This window comes from Micromonospora humi (assembly GCF_900090105.1).
Lineage (GTDB): Bacteria > Actinomycetota > Actinomycetes > Mycobacteriales > Micromonosporaceae > Micromonospora > Micromonospora humi.
In genome coordinates, this window is the sequence record NZ_FMDM01000019.1 from 62,855 (window position 1) to 78,977 (window position 16,123).

At 74.8% G+C, this 16,123-nt stretch carries 16 protein-coding genes; 8 read left to right on the top strand and 8 right to left on the bottom strand.

Annotated elements, in window-relative coordinates; genetic code table 11:
• Nucleotides 1-90: 90 nt before the first annotated feature.
• Genes GA0070213_RS27750 through rimP form a run of 3 tightly spaced genes read right to left on the bottom strand, consistent with a single transcriptional unit; the run spans nt 91 to nt 2,138 of the window.
• Nucleotides 91-426 carry a YlxR family protein gene (locus GA0070213_RS27750; RefSeq protein WP_091071061.1) on the bottom strand — a complete coding sequence of 112 codons (336 nt, stop codon included), beginning with the start codon at nt 424-426 and terminating at the stop codon, nt 91-93.
• 15 nt (nt 427-441) lie between these two features.
• Entirely contained in the window at nt 442-1,485 is a 1,044-nt protein-coding gene (nusA, locus tag GA0070213_RS27755) for a transcription termination factor NusA (protein ID WP_091071064.1), read from the bottom strand.
• A complete protein-coding gene (gene rimP, locus GA0070213_RS27760; RefSeq protein WP_091071066.1) occupies nt 1,482-2,138 on the bottom strand; it encodes a ribosome maturation factor RimP in 657 nt (218 codons plus the stop codon). The genes nusA and rimP overlap by 4 nt, the downstream gene beginning before the upstream one ends.
• A gap of 265 nt (nt 2,139-2,403) precedes the next feature.
• Here rimP and GA0070213_RS27765 point away from each other — a divergent pair, with 265 nt between their 5' ends.
• The 7 genes from GA0070213_RS27765 to GA0070213_RS27795 all read left to right on the top strand — a co-directional run bounded on the left by GA0070213_RS27765 (nt 2,404) and on the right by GA0070213_RS27795 (nt 8,832).
• Nucleotides 2,404-2,856 carry a hypothetical protein gene (locus tag GA0070213_RS27765; RefSeq protein WP_175441533.1) on the top strand — a complete coding sequence of 151 codons (453 nt, stop codon included), beginning with the start codon at nt 2,404-2,406 and terminating at the stop codon, nt 2,854-2,856.
• Nucleotides 2,857-3,062: 206 nt separating this feature from the next.
• A complete protein-coding gene (locus GA0070213_RS27770) occupies nt 3,063-3,521 on the top strand; it encodes a ferritin-like domain-containing protein (RefSeq protein ID WP_091071163.1) in 459 nt (152 codons plus the stop codon).
• Between the two features lie 69 nt (nt 3,522-3,590).
• Nucleotides 3,591-4,175: a PadR family transcriptional regulator gene (locus GA0070213_RS27775; protein WP_091071069.1), complete on the top strand. Its 585-nt coding sequence runs from the start codon at nt 3,591-3,593 to the stop codon at nt 4,173-4,175.
• A gap of 22 nt (nt 4,176-4,197) precedes the next feature.
• On the top strand, nt 4,198-4,920 hold the full coding sequence (locus GA0070213_RS27780; RefSeq protein ID WP_091071076.1) for an ABC transporter ATP-binding protein: 723 nt from the start codon (nt 4,198-4,200) through the stop codon (nt 4,918-4,920).
• Entirely contained in the window at nt 4,917-7,595 is a 2,679-nt protein-coding gene (locus GA0070213_RS27785) for an FtsX-like permease family protein (RefSeq protein WP_091071079.1), read from the top strand. The genes GA0070213_RS27780 and GA0070213_RS27785 overlap by 4 nt, the downstream gene beginning before the upstream one ends.
• Before the next feature lie 27 nt (nt 7,596-7,622).
• Entirely contained in the window at nt 7,623-8,090 is a 468-nt protein-coding gene (locus GA0070213_RS27790) for a nitroreductase family deazaflavin-dependent oxidoreductase (protein ID WP_091071081.1), read from the top strand.
• 16 nt (nt 8,091-8,106) lie between these two features.
• Complete coding sequence (locus tag GA0070213_RS27795; protein WP_091071166.1) at nt 8,107-8,832, top strand: hypothetical protein; 726 nt, start codon at nt 8,107-8,109, stop codon at nt 8,830-8,832.
• Between the two features lie 6 nt (nt 8,833-8,838).
• On the opposite strand, the gene GA0070213_RS27800 is transcribed toward GA0070213_RS27795, so the two are convergent.
• Both GA0070213_RS27800 and map read right to left on the bottom strand, forming a co-directional pair.
• Nucleotides 8,839-9,555, bottom strand: a complete 717-nt coding sequence (locus GA0070213_RS27800; protein ID WP_091071084.1) for a VIT1/CCC1 transporter family protein — start codon at nt 9,553-9,555, stop codon at nt 8,839-8,841.
• A complete protein-coding gene (map, locus tag GA0070213_RS27805; RefSeq protein WP_091071087.1) occupies nt 9,552-10,409 on the bottom strand; it encodes a type I methionyl aminopeptidase in 858 nt (285 codons plus the stop codon). The genes GA0070213_RS27800 and map overlap by 4 nt, the downstream gene beginning before the upstream one ends.
• Nucleotides 10,410-10,504: 95 nt before the next feature.
• On the opposite strand from map, the gene GA0070213_RS27810 reads away from it, so the two are divergent.
• Nucleotides 10,505-10,816, top strand: a complete 312-nt coding sequence (locus GA0070213_RS27810; RefSeq protein ID WP_091071090.1) for an STAS domain-containing protein — start codon at nt 10,505-10,507, stop codon at nt 10,814-10,816.
• Here the strand turns inward: GA0070213_RS27810 and GA0070213_RS27815 are convergent.
• The 3 genes from GA0070213_RS27815 to GA0070213_RS27825 form a co-directional block, all read right to left on the bottom strand.
• Nucleotides 10,813-14,472: a SpoIIE family protein phosphatase gene (locus GA0070213_RS27815; RefSeq protein ID WP_091071092.1), complete on the bottom strand. Its 3,660-nt coding sequence runs from the start codon at nt 14,470-14,472 to the stop codon at nt 10,813-10,815. The genes GA0070213_RS27810 and GA0070213_RS27815 overlap by 4 nt on opposite strands.
• Nucleotides 14,473-14,595: 123 nt before the next feature.
• Entirely contained in the window at nt 14,596-15,354 is a 759-nt protein-coding gene (locus GA0070213_RS27820; RefSeq protein ID WP_245716580.1) for a gamma-glutamyl-gamma-aminobutyrate hydrolase family protein, read from the bottom strand.
• Nucleotides 15,351-16,118 (bottom strand): 3-oxoacyl-ACP reductase, encoded by a 768-nt coding sequence (locus tag GA0070213_RS27825; protein ID WP_091071168.1) that lies wholly within the window; start codon nt 16,116-16,118, stop codon nt 15,351-15,353. The genes GA0070213_RS27820 and GA0070213_RS27825 overlap by 4 nt, the downstream gene beginning before the upstream one ends.
• Nucleotides 16,119-16,123: the final 5 nt, after the last annotated feature.

Sequence of the window (16,123 nt, forward strand, 5' to 3'; positions counted from 1 at the left end):
ACTCCTCACTCCGAGGTCGTGCGGGCAGCACCCGCAGCGACCTCACTCGTGCACTTGAAGCCTGGTCATTTCTGCGACTTCATCGTGTGCTCATGTCGGTCGTCCTACCTTGCTAGCGACCCTCGACCGGTCGGGTTGACCGGTCGTCGGGGGTTGCGCGTCGACGTGCTCGGCAAGCGCGCCGTGGTCGGGGACCCCGGCGACACGCAGCGCCCGCCCGAAGGCACGGCGCCGCACCGCCTGCGTGAAGCAGGCCGGATTGGGGTGCATGTTCGCTCCCCGACCCGGCAGTCTGCGGGCCGGATCGGGCCGGAGACTGGTCTGACCAGCCCCGTCACCGATCGCGACGACCCGCAACAACTCGCTGGCCGGCGCTCGTTTCCGGCAGCCCACACAGGTGCGCTCCGGCAGCGCGCGTCGTGCCACTGAAGAAGTCTACCCCTAGCTGCTCGAGACCGCGCCGCCCGGCTCCGGCACGTGCTCCGCTCCGCCCCGCCCGCCGGGGGCCGGCTGCTCCGCGTCGGACCGGATGTCGATCCGCCAACCGGTCAGCCGGGCCGCGAGGCGGGCGTTCTGCCCTTCCCGGCCGATCGCGAGCGAGAGCTGGAAATCCGGGACGGTGACCCGGGCGGCACGGCTGGCCAGATCGACCACCTCGACCCGCAGGGCCTTGGCCGGCGAGAGCGCGTTGCCGACGAAGGTGGCCGGGTCGTCGGACCAGTCGATGATGTCGATCTTCTCGCCGTGCAGTTCGCTCATCACCGCACGCACCCGCTGCCCCATCGGACCGATGCAGGCGCCCTTGGCGTTGACGCCGGAGGCGGTGGAGCGTACGGCGATCTTGGTGCGGTGACCTGCCTCACGGGCGATCGCGCCGATCTCCACCGTGCCGTCGGCGATCTCCGGCACCTCCAGCGCGAAGAGCTTCTTCACCAGCGCGGGGTGCGACCGGGACAGCGTGATCTGCGGGCCGCGCATGCCCTTGGCCACGTGCACGACCACGCAGCGGATCCGCTCGCCGTGCTCGTAGCGCTCACCGGGAACCTGCTCGGACTGCGGCAGGACGCCCTCGAGCTTGCCCAGGTCGACGCTGACGATGCCCTTCTCGCGCCGGGTCTCGTGGGCCTGCACCACGCCGGTGACCAGGTCGCCGTCGCGGCCGACGTACTCGCCGAAGTGCACCTCGTCGGTGGCCTCCCGCAGCCGCTGGAGGATCACCTGCTTGGCGGTCATCGCGGCGATCCGACCGAAGTCGTGCGGGGTGTCGTCCCACTCCCGGGTCACCGTGCCGTCGTCGTCCAGCTCCTGGGCGTAGACCGAGGCGGCGCCGCTCTTGCGGTCGATCTCCACCCGGGCGTGCGGCTCGGCGCCGTCGGTGTGCCGGTAGGCGGTCAGCAGCGCGGTCTCGATCGCCGCGAGGATCGTGTCGAACGGGATCTCCCGCTCGCGCTCCAGGGCGCGCAGCGCCGCGAGGTCGATGTTCACCTCTCCTCGTCCTCCAGATCTTCGTCGTCGTCGATGTCGGTGTCGTCACCGAGGTCGGAGTCGGCCACCTCGTCCAGGCGGTTGAACTCCACCTGGACCCGGCCGGGCCCGAGTTCGGGGTAGGGGTGCGCGGCCGGGCCGGCGTCGGTCTCCAGCGTCACGCGCTCGTCGTCGGCGGCCGTGATCCGGCCGGTGAGCTGCCGGTCCCCGGCGTCGCCGCGCACGGTGACCTTGACCAGCCGGCCGACGTTGCGCCGCCAGTGCCGGGGCAGGGTGAGCGGACGGTCCACGCCGGGCGAGCTGACCTCGAGCTGGTATTCCCCGGCGACGATGTCGCCACCGGCCTCCTCGGCGGCGTCCAGCGCCGCGGAGACCGCCCGGGAGACGTCCGCGACGGCGTCCAGGCTGATCCCGCCGTCGGCGCCCACGATCACCCGGACCACGTGCCGGCGGCCGGCGCGGGAGACGGACAGGTCCTCCAGGTCGTAGCCGGCGGCGCTGACCACCGGCTCGATCACCTCGCGCAGCCGGGTCCGGCGGGCGGCGAGATCGCCGCGGGGTGCGCCACCGCGATCCGCGCCGCGGGGACCGTCGGACCGGCGGGGTCGCCCCGCCGGCCCCGACGGCCGGGTGGCACGGCCACGCTGCGTCATTGCGCGCACCTCTCTGCTGTTGCCACGGTCCGTCGGAGCCGTGTTGTCCCGGGCCGGCGCCGGCGGGTCGACCCGCCAAGCCGGCACGCCACCGGGGCGTTCGCGCCCGGTGGCTGCGCAGAGCGTAACGCCTGGGTCCGGCGGCGGACCCGGCGGCGCACCGACGACCCTGCCCCACGGGGCGGCGGGGATGGTGTTGACTTGTCCGGTGGGGACCGGCAGAACACCATCCAACCAGGGCGTGGCGGGGCATTCCCGGCGGCGTCTGCTGCGCGCCGGGGCGCTCGTGGCGCTCGGCGGCGCGGTCGCGCCGCTGACTGGTTGTGATCTTCTCGACCGTGACGACGAGCCACCGCCGCCGGACGCGCTGGAGCCGCTGGTGGCCGAGTCGCTCGCGCTGGAGGCGCAGCACCGGGCCGCCGCGGGCACCACGCCGGCGCTGGCCGGGCGGCTCACCCCGATCGCCGAGGCGCACCGGGCGCACGCCGACGAGTTGCGCCGCGTGATCGGCCGACCGGCGCCGTCCGGCACGCCGGCGACCACCCCGTCGGGCTCGCCCGCCGCCGAGCCCGACGCCGTGCTCGCCCAGCTGCGCCGGGCCGAGCAGCAGGGGCGGACGAACGCCGCCAAGGCCTGCGCGGGCGCGCCGGCCGAGCGGGCGGCGCTGCTCGGCTCGATCGCCGCGGCCCGGGCCACCCACGTGGAGGCGCTGGCATGAGCGAACGCACCGAGCGAAGCGAGGGCCGTGAGGCCATGCCCGACCGGCACAGCATGAGCGAACGCACCGAGCGAAGCGAGGGCCGTGAGGCCATGCCCGACCGGCACAGCATGAGCGAACGCACCGAGCAAAGCGAGGGCCGTGAGGCCATGCCCGACCGGCACAGCATGAGCGAACGCACCGAGCGAAGCGAGGGCCGTGAGGCCATGCCCGGCCGGCACAGCGTGAGCCCGACCGCCGACCCGAACCGGGCCCTCACCGACGCGCTCGTCGCCGAGTACGCGGCGGTCTGGGCGTACGGGGTGATCGGCGTGCACCTGGCCGACGCGGCCCGTTCGGCCGCTCGGGCCGCGGAGGCGGCCCACCGGTCCCGCCGTGACGCCCTGGTCCTCCAACTCGCCGAGGGCGCCGGGCAGGTCCCGGCGGACTGGGCCGGTTACGCCCTGCCCTTTCCGGTGACCGACCGGTCGACCGCGTTGCGGCTGGCCGTCGAGATCGAGGAGCGCACCGCCGGCCACTGGCGGGCCGCGCTGCCGCACACCGCCGGGGCGGACCGGAACACCGCGCTCGCCGCGCTCACCGACTGCGCCCTTCGGGCCACCCGCTGGCGGCGTACGGCCGGCGTGACTCCGGTCACGGTTCCGTTCCCCGGTCGACCGGCCTGAGCGCGGTGCCGGTCACCCACGGGAGCCCTGCGGTTGCGGACCGCATACCAGGTATGCATACTCCAGGCCATGTCCATCCGCCACGGCCTGCTCGCCCTGCTCGAACGCGGCCAGATGTACGGCTACCAGCTGCGCGCCGCGTTCGAGGAGTCGACCGGGTCCACGTGGCCGCTCAACATCGGGCAGGTCTACACCACGCTGGCCCGGCTGGAACGCGACGGCCTGGTCCGCCCGTTGCCGGAGAACGAGAGCGGGCAGCGGCCGTACGAGATCACCGACGCCGGGCGGGCGGACCTGACGCTCTGGTTCGCCACTCCGATCAGCCGCGCCGACCGGCCCCGGGACGAGCTGTCGATCAAGCTGGCGCTGGCGCTGACCACTCCCGGCGTGGACGTCCGGGCGGTGGTGCAGACCCAGCGCAGCGCCACCATGCGCGCGCTGCAGGAGTTCACCCGGTTGAAGTACGCCAGCGACAAGCCGGAGGATCTGCCCTGGCGGCTGGTGCTGGACGCGATGATCTTCCAGGCCGAGGCCGAGGTGCGCTGGCTCGACCACTGCGAGACCAGCCTGGTCCGCCACCGGCCGGCGCCGGTCCGGCCCACCACCGCCCACCCCGAGGCGGTGGACCGGGCCGGCGACGAGGCCCGTCGGTGACACGACACGGAGGTCGGCGGAGATGAGCGGAGTGCTGGAGCTTCGCGAGGTGCACCGGACGCACGGCACGGGCGAGGCCGCCGTGCACGCGCTGCGCGGCGTGAGCCTCACCGTACGGGCGGGTGAGCTGGTGGCGGTGATGGGCCCCTCCGGCTCCGGCAAGTCGACGCTGCTGGCCCTGGCCGGCGGGCTGGACCGGCCCACCGGCGGCGAGGTGCTCATCGAGGGCGAGGCGCTCGGCGGGCTGCCGGCCCGCGAGTTGGCCCGGCTGCGCCGCCGCCGCATCGGGTACGTCTTCCAGGACCTCAACCTGCTCGGCAGCCTGACCGCGGTGGAGAACGTCGCGCTCCCGCTGGAGCTGGACGGCACCGGGGTACGGGCGGCCCGCCGACTCGCCCTGGCCGCGCTGCGCGAGGTGGAGGTCGCCGGTCAGGCCGACCGGTTCCCCGACCAGATGTCCGGCGGTCAGCAGCAGCGGGTGGCGATCGCCCGGGCGCTGGTCGGCGAACGCCGGCTGGTCCTCGCCGACGAGCCGACCGGCGCGTTGGACTCCCAGGCCGGCGAGGCGGTGCTGCACCTGCTGCGTAGCCGGGTGGACGAGGGCGCCGCCGGGGTGCTGGTCACGCACGAGGCGCGGCACGCCGGCTGGGCGGACCGGGTGGTCTTCCTGCGCGACGGCGTCCTGGTCGACTCCACCGCGCCGCTGATCGGCATCGAGCACCTGCTCAGCGGCAGCGGCCGGTGACCTCCGGCCGGCTCGCCGCGGCACGCGGCTCGTGGCGTACGGCGCTGCGGATCGCCCGCCGGGAGGCCCGCCGGTCCCGGCGACGGACGCTGCTGGTGCTGGTGATGATCGCGCTGCCGGTGCTCGGGCTCAGCTTCGCCGCGGTGAGCTACGACATGTCCGACCTGACCCGTTCGGAACGGCTCGACCGCCGGCTCGGCGCGGCCGACGCCGAGCTCCGCTGGAACAACCTCGCCCCGGTGCGACAGGACGCGTGGGGCGAGCAGTCCTGGTCGGTCGACGACGACCAGGTGCCCCGGACCCAGCCGGTGACCGCCGACGAGCTGCGGGCGCTCCTGCCCGCCGGGAGCCGGGTCACCCGGGTGCGCTGGTGGGTGTCGTTCGAGACGCGGATCGGCCGGAAGAAGGTGTCGATCGACGCGCGGGCGGTCGACCTGACCGATCCCCTCGCCCGGCCGCTGGCCACGGTCCGCGAGGGCCGGCCGCCGGTCCGGCCGGACGAGATCGCGGTCAGTCCGGCCGCGCTGCGCCGGCTGGACACCCGGGTCGGCGCGCCGGTGCGCGCCGCCGACGGAACCACCTACCGGGTGGTCGGGGTGGTCGAGTTCCCGGAGAATCTCCGCGAGATGGTCACCATGGCCGACGTGGCCCCGCCCGGGCCGCCGGCCGAGGAGAGCTGGCTGGTGGACCTGCCCGGCAAGGTGGACCGGGCGCTGGCCGACCGGCTCAACGCGCAGGGCATCGAGGTGACCGCCCGGCACCCGCTGCCCGGCCGGGACCAGCTCACCGACGACACGACGATGCCGGGCGCCGAGGAGACCGGCGTCTCGGTGCTGGTCGGCGGGTTGGGGCTGCTGGAGGTGGTGCTGCTGGTCGGCCCGGCCTTCGCGGTCGGCGTCCGCCGCCGGCGGCGGGACCTCGCGCTGGTCGCGGTGGCCGGCGGGGACGCGGTGCACCTGCGCCGGATCGTGCTCGCCGACGGTGTGGTGCTCGGCGCCGGTGGGGCCGCCCTCGGGCTGCTGCTCGGCGTCGGGACCGCGTTCGCCGGCCGGCCGCTGGTCGAGCAGTACCTGATCCACGAGCGCTTCGGCGCGTACCGCGTCTTCCCGACCGCGCTGGCCGCGATCGCCGCGGTCGCGGTGCTGGCCGGCGTGCTGGCGGCGCTCGCGCCGGCCTGGACCGCGGCCCGGCAGGACGTGATGGCCGGCCTGGCCGGCCGGCGCGAGACGCCCCGCCCGCGTCGCCGCTGGCTGCTGCTCGGGGCGCTGTTCACCGTCGTCGGCACCGCGCTGGCCGCGTTCGCCGCCACCCGCACCTCGCCGACCGGGGTGCTGGCCGGCGTGGTCCTCGGCGAGCTGGGGCTGGTCTTCTGCACGCCGACGCTGGTCGGGCTGCTCGCCCGGGCCGGCCGGCTGCTGCCGCTGACGCCCCGGCTCGCGTTGCGCGACGCCAGCCGCAACCGGTCCTCGGCCGCGCCGGCCATCTCGGCCGTGATGGCCGCCGTCGCCGGCAGCGTCGCGCTCGGCGTCTACGTGGCCAGTGACGCCGCCCGGGAGCAGTCCCGCTGGCAGCCCGGCCTGCCGCCCGGCCACCTGATGCTCCAGCCCAGCAGTTCGCCGGCCAGGACGCTGCCGGCGGCCGGCACGATCGCCGCGCGGGTCCGGGCGGTGCTGCCGGGCGCCGCCGTGACGGCCGTCGCCACCCCCGAGTGCGCCCGCCCGGCCGCGCCGGACGACTACTGCTACGCGCTGGCGGTGCGCCCGCCCGAGGAGCGCTGCCCGTATCCGCCGTACGGGCCGGGACCCGCGTCGGCCCGGAACGACCCCCGCTGCCGCCAACCGTTCCGGGACGCGAACGACGTCTCCCTGCCGGCACTCGTGGACGACGGCGCGGCGCTGCCCGCGCTCACCGGCGCCCCGGCCGACGAGGTGGCGGCCGCGCGGCGGGCGCTCGCGGCGGGTGGCGTGGTGGTCACCGACCCCCGTCAGGTGGTGGACGGCAAGGTCCGGGTGGAGGTCAACCACAGCTCCGGGGCTGCGACGACCGTCCGCCTGCTGCCCGGCCACGTCCTGCGCGGCGGCCTCCCGGTGGACCGGCTGGTGATCTCCCCCACCGCGGCGGACGCGCTCGGCCTGGCCCCCGCGCCGACCGGCTACCTGGTGGACACCACCGGCCCACCCACTGTCGAGCAGCGCGAGCGGCTGGCCGACGACCTGGCCGACGTGGTGCCGCTGTCGGTGGAGATGGCGACCGCGGACCCGACGTCGGACCAGCGGCCCGTCCTGCTCCTGCTGGCCGCCGCCTCCGGGATCATCACGCTCGGCGCGGCCGCGGTCGCCACCGGCCTGGCCGCCGCCGAGGGCCGTCGGGACCTGTCCACGCTCGCGGCGGTCGGCGCCGACCCACGGGTACGCCGGGTGCTGTCGCTCTGCCAGGCCGGCGTGATCGCGGTGCTCGGCTCGGCGCTCGGCATGGTGGCCGGGCTCGGCTCGGCCGTCGTCATCCTGGCCTCGCTCAACCAGCGGTACGCGCAGTCCTGGCCGGTGGAGCCGTCGTACCCGGTGGTCGTGCCCGGCCTCACCATGGCCGTCCTGGTGGTGGTGCCGCTGGTGGCGATGGCCGGCGCGGCCCTGCTCACCCGCTCCCGCCTGCCGATCGAACGCCGCCTCGACTGACGGCCCGTCCAGGGGCACACTGGGCGGGTGTCCGCTCTGGGATCCCTCACCCGTCGCCTCGGTCACCAGCAGTGGTTCGCCACCACCATGCGCGTGCTCGTCCCCGCCGACCGGCTGGTCGGCCGGCTGACGAAAGGGCGGGTGGTCGCGTTCGGGCTGGTGCCCACGCTGGTGCTCACCTCCACCGGCCGCCGCTCCGGCAAGCCCCGCAGCAATCCCCTGCTCTACGTCCCCGACGGCGACGCCTACGTGGTGATCGGCTCCAACTGGGGGCAGCAGCACCAGCCGTCGTGGACGTTCAACCTGTTGGCCCAGCCGGCCGCCGAGGTCGACGTCAAGGGGCGCCGGATCCCGGTGCGCGCCGAGCAGGTGGTCGGCGCGGAACGGGACCGGCTCTTCGACCGCCTGGTGCAGGAGTGGCCGGCCTACCGCACGTACGTGGAACGGGCCGGCGGTCGCGAGATCAAGGTCTTCCGCCTGGTCCCGACCGCCTGACGCGCGGGAGGTGCACGTGGTCGGCGGGCGGGAGATCGACCGGCTGGTCGATCCGCGGTGGCGGGTGGCCGAGCGGGTCGGCGACGCGGTGCTGCGCCGGTTCCCGGCCGACGTGCTCGCGGTCGCGGTGCACGGCCCGCTGGCGCACGGCGACGACGACGGCGGCGGGGACGGCGAGGTGGGGCTGTTGGTCGCCACCTACCGGCCGGGCGCCGGGCCGCCGGCGTCCACCCGCCGGGTGGACGGGGTGCTCGTCGACCTGACCGTGGCCGGGGCGGACGACTACCTGCGTCGGGCCACCACGATCACGGCGGGTTGGCCGCTGGCCGCCGACCGGTACGTCACCACCTGCGCGTTGCACGACCCGACCGGGTGGTTGCGACTGCTGCGCGACGAGCACCTGGCCCGGCTGGCCCGGGCCCGGCCGGGCGAGTTCACCACCGCCGCCCGGCAGGCCTGGTACCGGGGCAGCGCCGCGCACGCCCGCGCGCTGCGGCTGGCCGAATGGTACGAGACCGACCAGGCGCTGCTCATGCTCGGCGAGGCCCGGCTCGCGGCGGCCACCGTGCAGGGGCTGTTCAGCCGCACCTACTTCCGCGACCCCGGTGACGCGGTACGGCGTACCGGGCTGGCCGGGGCGGACATGACCGAGGTGGGTGCGGCGCTGGGCCGTCAGGCCGAGGAGTTGGCGGCCCGGGGGCGACCGGTCGACGGCACCGTGGACGACCTGCTCGACGGCTGAGGCGGGTCAGCCCAGCCCGCCGCCGACGCCGATCAGCATGCCGATCAGGTAGGTGGCGCCGGCCGCCAGCGCACCGAGCAGCAACTGCCGCAGGCCGCTGGTCCACCAGGAGCGGTAGGTGAAGCGGGCCACGATCGCCCCGGCGAGGAAGAGCCCCACCCCGCCGACGGCGAGGGCCAGCCAGAGGCTGGTGAAGCCGAGCAGGTAGGGCAGCAGCGGCACCAGTGCGCCGATCGAGAAGCAGATGAACGACGAGATGGCCGCCGCCCACGGGCTGGGCTGGTCGTCCGGGTCGACGCCCAACTCCTCCCGGACGTGGACGCGCAGCGCCTCCTCCGGGTTGCGCCGCACCGCCTCGGCGACCTGGGTGGCCAGGTCGCGGGGCAGGCCGCGGGCGACCCAGACGTCGGCCAGCTCGCGGGCCTCCGCCTCCGGGTGCCGCTCCAGCTCGCGCCGTTCCTTGGCCACCTCGGCGGCCACCTGCTCGTTGGCGGAGCGGACGCTCGTGTATTCGCCCAGGCCCATCGAGATGGCGCCGGCCACCAGGCCGGCCGTGCCGGTCAGCACCACGCTGCGCGGGGACACCCCGCCGCCGCCGACACCGGCGATCAGCGCGATGTTGGTGACCAGACCGTCCATCGCGCCGAACACCGCCGGCCGCAGCCAGCCGCCGGACACGTCCGCGTGGTGCGCCTCGCGCAGCGCCGCCGGGGTCTCGGTCACGGCAGGGTCAGGATCTCGTAGCCGTCGTCGGTGACGACGATGGTGTGCTCGAACTGCGCCGTCCACTTCCGGTCCTTGGTGACGACGGTCCAGCCGTCGTCCCACATGTCGTATTCGTACGTGCCGATGGTGATCATCGGCTCGATGGTGAACGTCATGCCGGGCTCCATCACGTCGGTGGGACGCGGGCTGTCGTAGTGCGGCACGTAGAGGCCGCTGTGGAAGGCCTCACCGATGCCGTGCCCGGTGAAGTCGCGGACCACGCCGTAGCCGAACCGCTTGGCGTACGACTCGATGACCCGGCCGACGACGTTGATCTGCCGGCCCGGGGCGACCGCCTTGATGCCGCGCATCATCGCGGTGTGGGTCCGCTCGACCAGCAGCCGGGCCTCCTCGCTCACCTCACCCACGCAGAAGGTGGCGTCGGTGTCGCCGTGCACCCCGTCGAGGAACGCGGTGACGTCGACGTTGATGATGTCGCCGTCGCGCAGCACGGTCGAGTCCGGGATGCCGTGGCAGATGACCTCGTTGAGGCTGGTGCAGCAGGACTTGGGGAAGCCCCGGTAACCGAGCGTCGACGGGTAGGCGCCGTGGTCGCAGAGGAACTCGTGCACCACCCGGTCGATCTCGTCGGTGGTCACCCCCGGCTTGCAGTGCTCGCCGGCGAGCTGGGTGGCCCGCGCCGCGAGCCGGCCGGCCACCCGCATCTTCTCGATGGTCTCCGGCGTCTGCACGTGCGAGCCCCGCCATTCCTGCGGGCGCTTCTTGCCCACGTACTCCGGGCGTGGGATGTGGGTGGGAACCGCTCGCCACGGGGAGAGCGTGCCGGGGGTCAGCGGCGCACGGACGGTCATGTCCTCAGCCTATCGCCGGCCCCCGTCGTGACCCCCGCCACGGCCCCGCCGGGCAGGTTGTTGCCGCGCCGCAAACGCTGTGCCATTGTTGCTGCGTGGATCAAGGGGGCGCACCGCCCGTCTTCTCCGTGACCGCGGAGGGCGACGGCGTCCGACTCCACGTCCAGGTGACCGGCGAGGTCGACATGGCGACCGCCGACACCATGTTCCAGACCGCGCTGCGCGAGCCCGCCAAGCAGCTCACGCTCGACCTGCGGTCGGTCACGTTCTTCGACTCCGCCGCCATCCACGCGGTGGTCCGGCTCGCCCAGAGGTTCCCGGCCGCGCTCACCGTGCTGCCGTCCCGTCAGGTGCGACGGGTGCTGGAGATCTCCGGCCTGGGCGAGCAGGACTGGCTGGCCGACTAGTCGGCCAGCCGGCGCCGCAACGTCAGCTCGGTGCCGTCCTCGGTGCGGGTCACGCTCATCTCCCCGAGCGCCTGGATCAGGGCCAGCCCGCGCCCGCGGAAACTCGACCCGCTGGACTCGCGCCACCGGCCGCTGTCCCGGATCGTGGCGGTCACCGTGCGATCGGCGATGGTGACCTCGACCCCGATGGTCGGATCGGCCGGGTCGACCGGGTGCTCGATCGCGTTCGCCGCGGCCTCCGAGACCGCCACCGTGAGGTCGAACAGGTCGGTCTCGCCGACCTGGTGGGCGACGAGGAAGTCCTCCAAACGCTTGCGCAGCACGCTGAGCCGGGTCGGGTCGGCCGGCAGCCGCAGCGCGAAGCGGTTCAGCTCGGCCGCCTCCAGCGCCAGCACCGCCACGTCGTCGCGCCGGGACCGCCCGGCCACCCGCTTGACCACGGCGTCCACCAGGTCGGCGACGTGCTCGCCGCGCACCGTGGCGTCGGCCCGCAGCTGGCCGAGCCCGGCGTCGATGCCCGACCCCCGGTCCTCGATCAGCCCGTCGGTGTAGAGCAGCAGCCGGCCGCCGGGGGCGAGTTCACCCTCGACGGTCCGGTAGGCGGTGCCCGGGATCGCCCCGACCGGTGGTCCGAGGGCCCGATCGTGCAGGAACGCCACGTCGTCTCCTCGGATCAGCAGGGGCGAGGGGTGGCCCGCGCTGGCGTACCGGAGGCGGCCGGTGCGCGGGGAGAAGTCGAGGCAGACGACGGTGGCGAAGGAGTCGCCGCCGGTGGAGTGGACGAGCTGGTTGAGCCGGGTCAGCGCCTCGCCCGGGTCGTAGCCCTCCAGCACGTACGCCCGCAGCGCGTTGCGGAGCTGACCCATCGCGGCGGCCGCCCGCACGCCCTTGCCGACCACGTCGCCGATGACCAGCACCAGCTCGTCGTCGGAGGTGCCGATCACGTCGTACCAGTCGCCGCCGACCTCGACGTCGGCGCTGCCCGGCAGGTAGCGGCTGGCCACCACCGCGCCCGGTAGTTGCGGCAACGTCCGCGGCAGCAGGCTGTGCTGGAGCGTGGTGGCGATCCGGTGCTCGGCCTCGTAGAGCTGGGCGTTCTCCAGTCGCACGCCGACCAGCCGGGCCAGCTCGGTCAGCGCCGCCTGCTCGGTGCCGCCGCCCTCGCGCCGCCACACCCGCAGCTCGCCGAGCTGCTCGCCGGTGGTGCCGGTGAGCGGCAGCACCGTGGACGGCTCGGCCGGCAGGTCCCCGCCGGCGTCCTCCTCGTGGCGGGCGCCGGTGGCGACGACCATCACCCGGCCCGCCTCGGCCAGGCTGAGCGCGTGCTGCGCGGCCACCCGCACCACGTCGACGGTGGAGCGGGCCGTGTTGATCGCCACGGCGGCGTCGGCGAGCGCCCGCAACCGGCGGATGATCTGCCCGCGGAGCTGGCCCAGCTCGACGTTGGCCCGGACCCGGGCGACCAACTCCTGGCTGGAGAAGGGCTTGGTGAGGTAGTCGTCCGCGCCGGCCGAGAGGCCGGCGACCTCCTCGGCGGCGCCGGCGCGGGCGGAGAGCATCACGATCGGCACGTGCCGGGTGAGCGGGTTGCCGCGCAACGCGGTCACCAGCCCGAAGCCGTCCAGCCGGGGCATCATCACGTCGGTCAGCACCAGGTCGAACGGGGTGTCCACGGCCAGCCGCAGCGCCTCCACGCCGTCGCGCACGGCCACCACGTCGTACGCCGGGGAGAGCAGCCGGCTGACGTGCTCGCGCAGGTCGGGGTTGTCGTCGGCGAGCAGGACACGGCCGGAGCCGCCGGGCGTGCCGGACGGCTCGGGCAACCCGGCCGGCCGGGCCACCTCGTCGGTCCAGAGCGCGGTCTCGGCGACGTGGAGCCGGGCCTGTTCCGGCTCGGTCAGCGGCACCGGGGCGAGCGCGGACACCCGGTCGGCGGGCAGGTGCGCGTAGCCGAACGGCACGGTCACGGTGAACGTGGTGCCCCGCTCGACGACGCTGCGCGCGGTGACCGTGCCGCCGTGCATCTCGACCAGCTCGCGGACCAGGGCGAGCCCGATGCCGGTGCCCTCGTGGGTGCGGGAGCGGGCCCCGGCCACCCGGTGGAACCGTTCGAAGACCTGCGGCAGCTCCTCCGGCGCGATGCCGACCCCGGTGTCGGTGACCTCCAGCACGGCCGACCCGTCGCCCGCACGCACCCGGACGGCGATCTCACCGTCGAAGGTGAACTTCACCGCGTTCGACACCAGGTTGAGGACGATCTTCTCCCACATGTCCCGGTCGACGTAGACGGGCGCGGGCAGCGGTGGGCAGTCGACCACCAGGCGCAGCCCGGCCCGCTCGGTGGCCGAGCGGAACGTGCTGGCCAGCCGGGCGGTGTAGTCGGACAGGTCGGTGGGCTGGAAGCGGGCGGCCAGCCGGCCGGACTCCAGCCGGGAGAAGTCGAGCACGGTGTTGACCAGCTTGAGCAGGCGCAGCCCGTTGCGGTGCATGACGGTCAGCCGGTCGAGGTAGCCCTCGGGCAGCTCCCGGTCGGCGAGCATGTCCTCCAGCGGCCCGAGGACCAGCGTCAGCGGGGTGCGGAACTCGTGGCTGACGTTGGCGAAGAAGTTGGTCTTGGCCCGGTCCAGCGCGGCCAGCTCGGCGGCGTGGGCGCGCTCCTGCTCGTACACCCGCTGCTTGCCCACGGCGCGGGAGACCTGCGCGGCGACCAGGTCGACGAAGTCCCGGTAGTCGTCGCCGAACGGCAGCCGGCGGGCCACGCCGAGCAGCAGCGCGCCGGCCGGCTCGTTGGTGGCGGTCAGCGGCAGCAGCAGCGCTTGGTCGGCGGCGTCCGCCGGCACCGCGCCGGGCAGGTCGGCGGTGGCGATCCAGCGCGGCACGGTCAGCGGCTCGCCGGCGGGCAGGCCGGACCAGCCGGCGACCGTGGCCGGGTCGACGCCGGAGCAGCCGGCGAGCGCCCGGGCGCCGTCGGCGTCGGAGAGCCACATCGCGCTGAACGGCACGTCGGCGCGGTGCGCGTCGAGCACCCGGGCCACCGCCCGGCCCAGCTCCAGCGTGCTCGGCACGTCGCCCAACTCGTTGCCCAGCTCGGCCAGGGTCCGCAGCCGGCGCTCGCCGAGCACCCGGCCGGTGGTCTCGTTGACGAAGCAGAAGATCCCGTTGACGGTGCCGTCGGCGTCCCGGATCGGGTCGTACGAGACGTCGAAGTAGACGTCCTCCAGGAAGCCGTGCCGGTTGATCACGAACGGATGGTTCTCGCCCCGGTAGGGGACGCCGGTGCCGCGCACCCCGTCGAGCAGCGGGCCGAGGACGTCCCAGGTCTCGGCCCAGTGCAGCCGGGCGGACTGCCCGATCACCGCCGGATGCTTGTCACCGATGGTCGGCCGGTAGGCGTCGTTGTAGAACGCCAGGTGCTCCTCGCCCCAGAACACCACCATCTGGGCGCGGGACGCCAGCATGGTGCTCAGCGCGTGGCAGAGCGCGGCGGGCCAGCTGGCCGGGGCGCCGAGACGGGTCGCCGACCAGTCGAAGCCGCGTAGCCGCTCGCCCATCTCACCGCCGGCGGCGAACGCGGCGGTCAGCAACGGTGGGAGTGACGACTCGCCGGCCGCCGGGGACGAACGACCGACGCCCCCGCCCCCCTGGGCCGAGCCCATGCAGCCTCCCGCTCCGGCCATGTCCACGACGGCCGGCGCAACCACGCCGACCGTCCCCGCCTACTACCCCGGCGAACGAGCAACGTAACGCACGCGGCCCGGTGGGCGCTGGTTACCTCCGCCTCATCCTGTCGTAACCGGGGGGCGGGGGCGAGCCGGGCGGGGGCGCGGGCCGGCCGGCTGTGATCCGTGCGACATCGCGGCCCGGACCAGGGCGGTGACCGGGCGCGGATCGGCCTCGTTCTCCGGATGCCACTGCACGCCGAGCACGAAGCGCCGCGCCGGATCCTCCACCGCCTCCACCACCTGGTCGTCGGCCCGGCCGGTGACGACCAGGCCGCCGGGGTCGGCGACCGCCTGATGATGGTACGAGTTGACCCGGTCCACCCCGGCCATCACGTCCCCGGCCAGGCTGCCGGCGGTGAAGCGCACCGGATGCGACCCGTACACCCCCGGCGCGGGACGGTGCCCGTCGTGCCCGACCACGTCCGGCAGGTGCTGGTGCAGGGTGCCGCCGTAGGCCACCGCGAGCAGTTGCATGCCCCGGCACACCCCGAGCACCGGCAGGTCGGCCGCGAGCGCGGCGGTCAGCACCGCCAGCTCACCGGCGTCCCGTTCCGGCCGGGCCTCGGTGCGCGGGTCAGGTGGCTGGCCGTACCGTTCCGGGCCGACGTCCGCGCCGCCGGCCAGCAGCAGCCCGTCCAGCAGCTCCAGCACGTCGGCGTCGGTGTCGTCCGGGGGCAGCACCACGGCCCGGCCGCCGGCCGCGGTGACGGACCGGACGTACGCCTGCGGCACCAGCGTCGCCGGCACGTCCCGCCACACCGCCCAGCCGGCCGGCTCGACGTACGCGGTGATGCCGATGACCGGCCGCCGCGTCACAGCGGAGTCACGTAGGCGCCGGTGATGCCGCCGTCCACCACGAACTGCGCGGCGGTCATGAAGGAGGCGTCGTCGCTGGCCAGGAACGCCACCGCGGCGGCGATCTCGGTCGGGTCACCGAACCGGCCCATCGGCACGTGCACCAGCCGCCGGGCGGCCCGCTCCGGGTCCTTGGCGAACAGGTCCAGCAGCAGCGGGGTGGCGACCGGGCCGGGGCAGAGCGCGTTGACCCGGATGCCCTCGCGGGCGAACTGGACCCCCAGTTCCCGGGTCATCGCCAGCACCCCGCCCTTGCTCGCCGTGTAGGCGATCTGCGACGTGGCCGCCCCCATCAGCGCCACGAACGACGCGGTGTTGATGATCGAGCCCTTGCCCTGCCGACGCATGTGCGGGATGACGTGCTTGCAGCACAGGTAGACGCTCGTGGTGTTGACCCGCAGCACCCGTTCCCAGGCGTCCAGTCCGGTCTCCAGGATCGAGTCGTCGTCGGGCGGCGAGATGCCGGCGTTGTTGAAGGCGACGTCCACCCGGCCGTGGCGTTCCACCACGCCGTCGAAGAGGTCGCGGACGGCCGCCTCGTCGGCCACGTCGGTGGCGACGAACTCGCCGCCGACCTCCTCGGCCGCCCGGGTGCCCGCGTCGGCGTCGATGTCCACGCAGACCACCCGCGCCCCCTCGGCGGCGAAGCGCCGCACGGTGGCCAGCCCGATGCCGCTGCCCGCGCCGGTCACCACCGCCACCCGGTCGGAAAGTCGTCCCTGCACGGTGA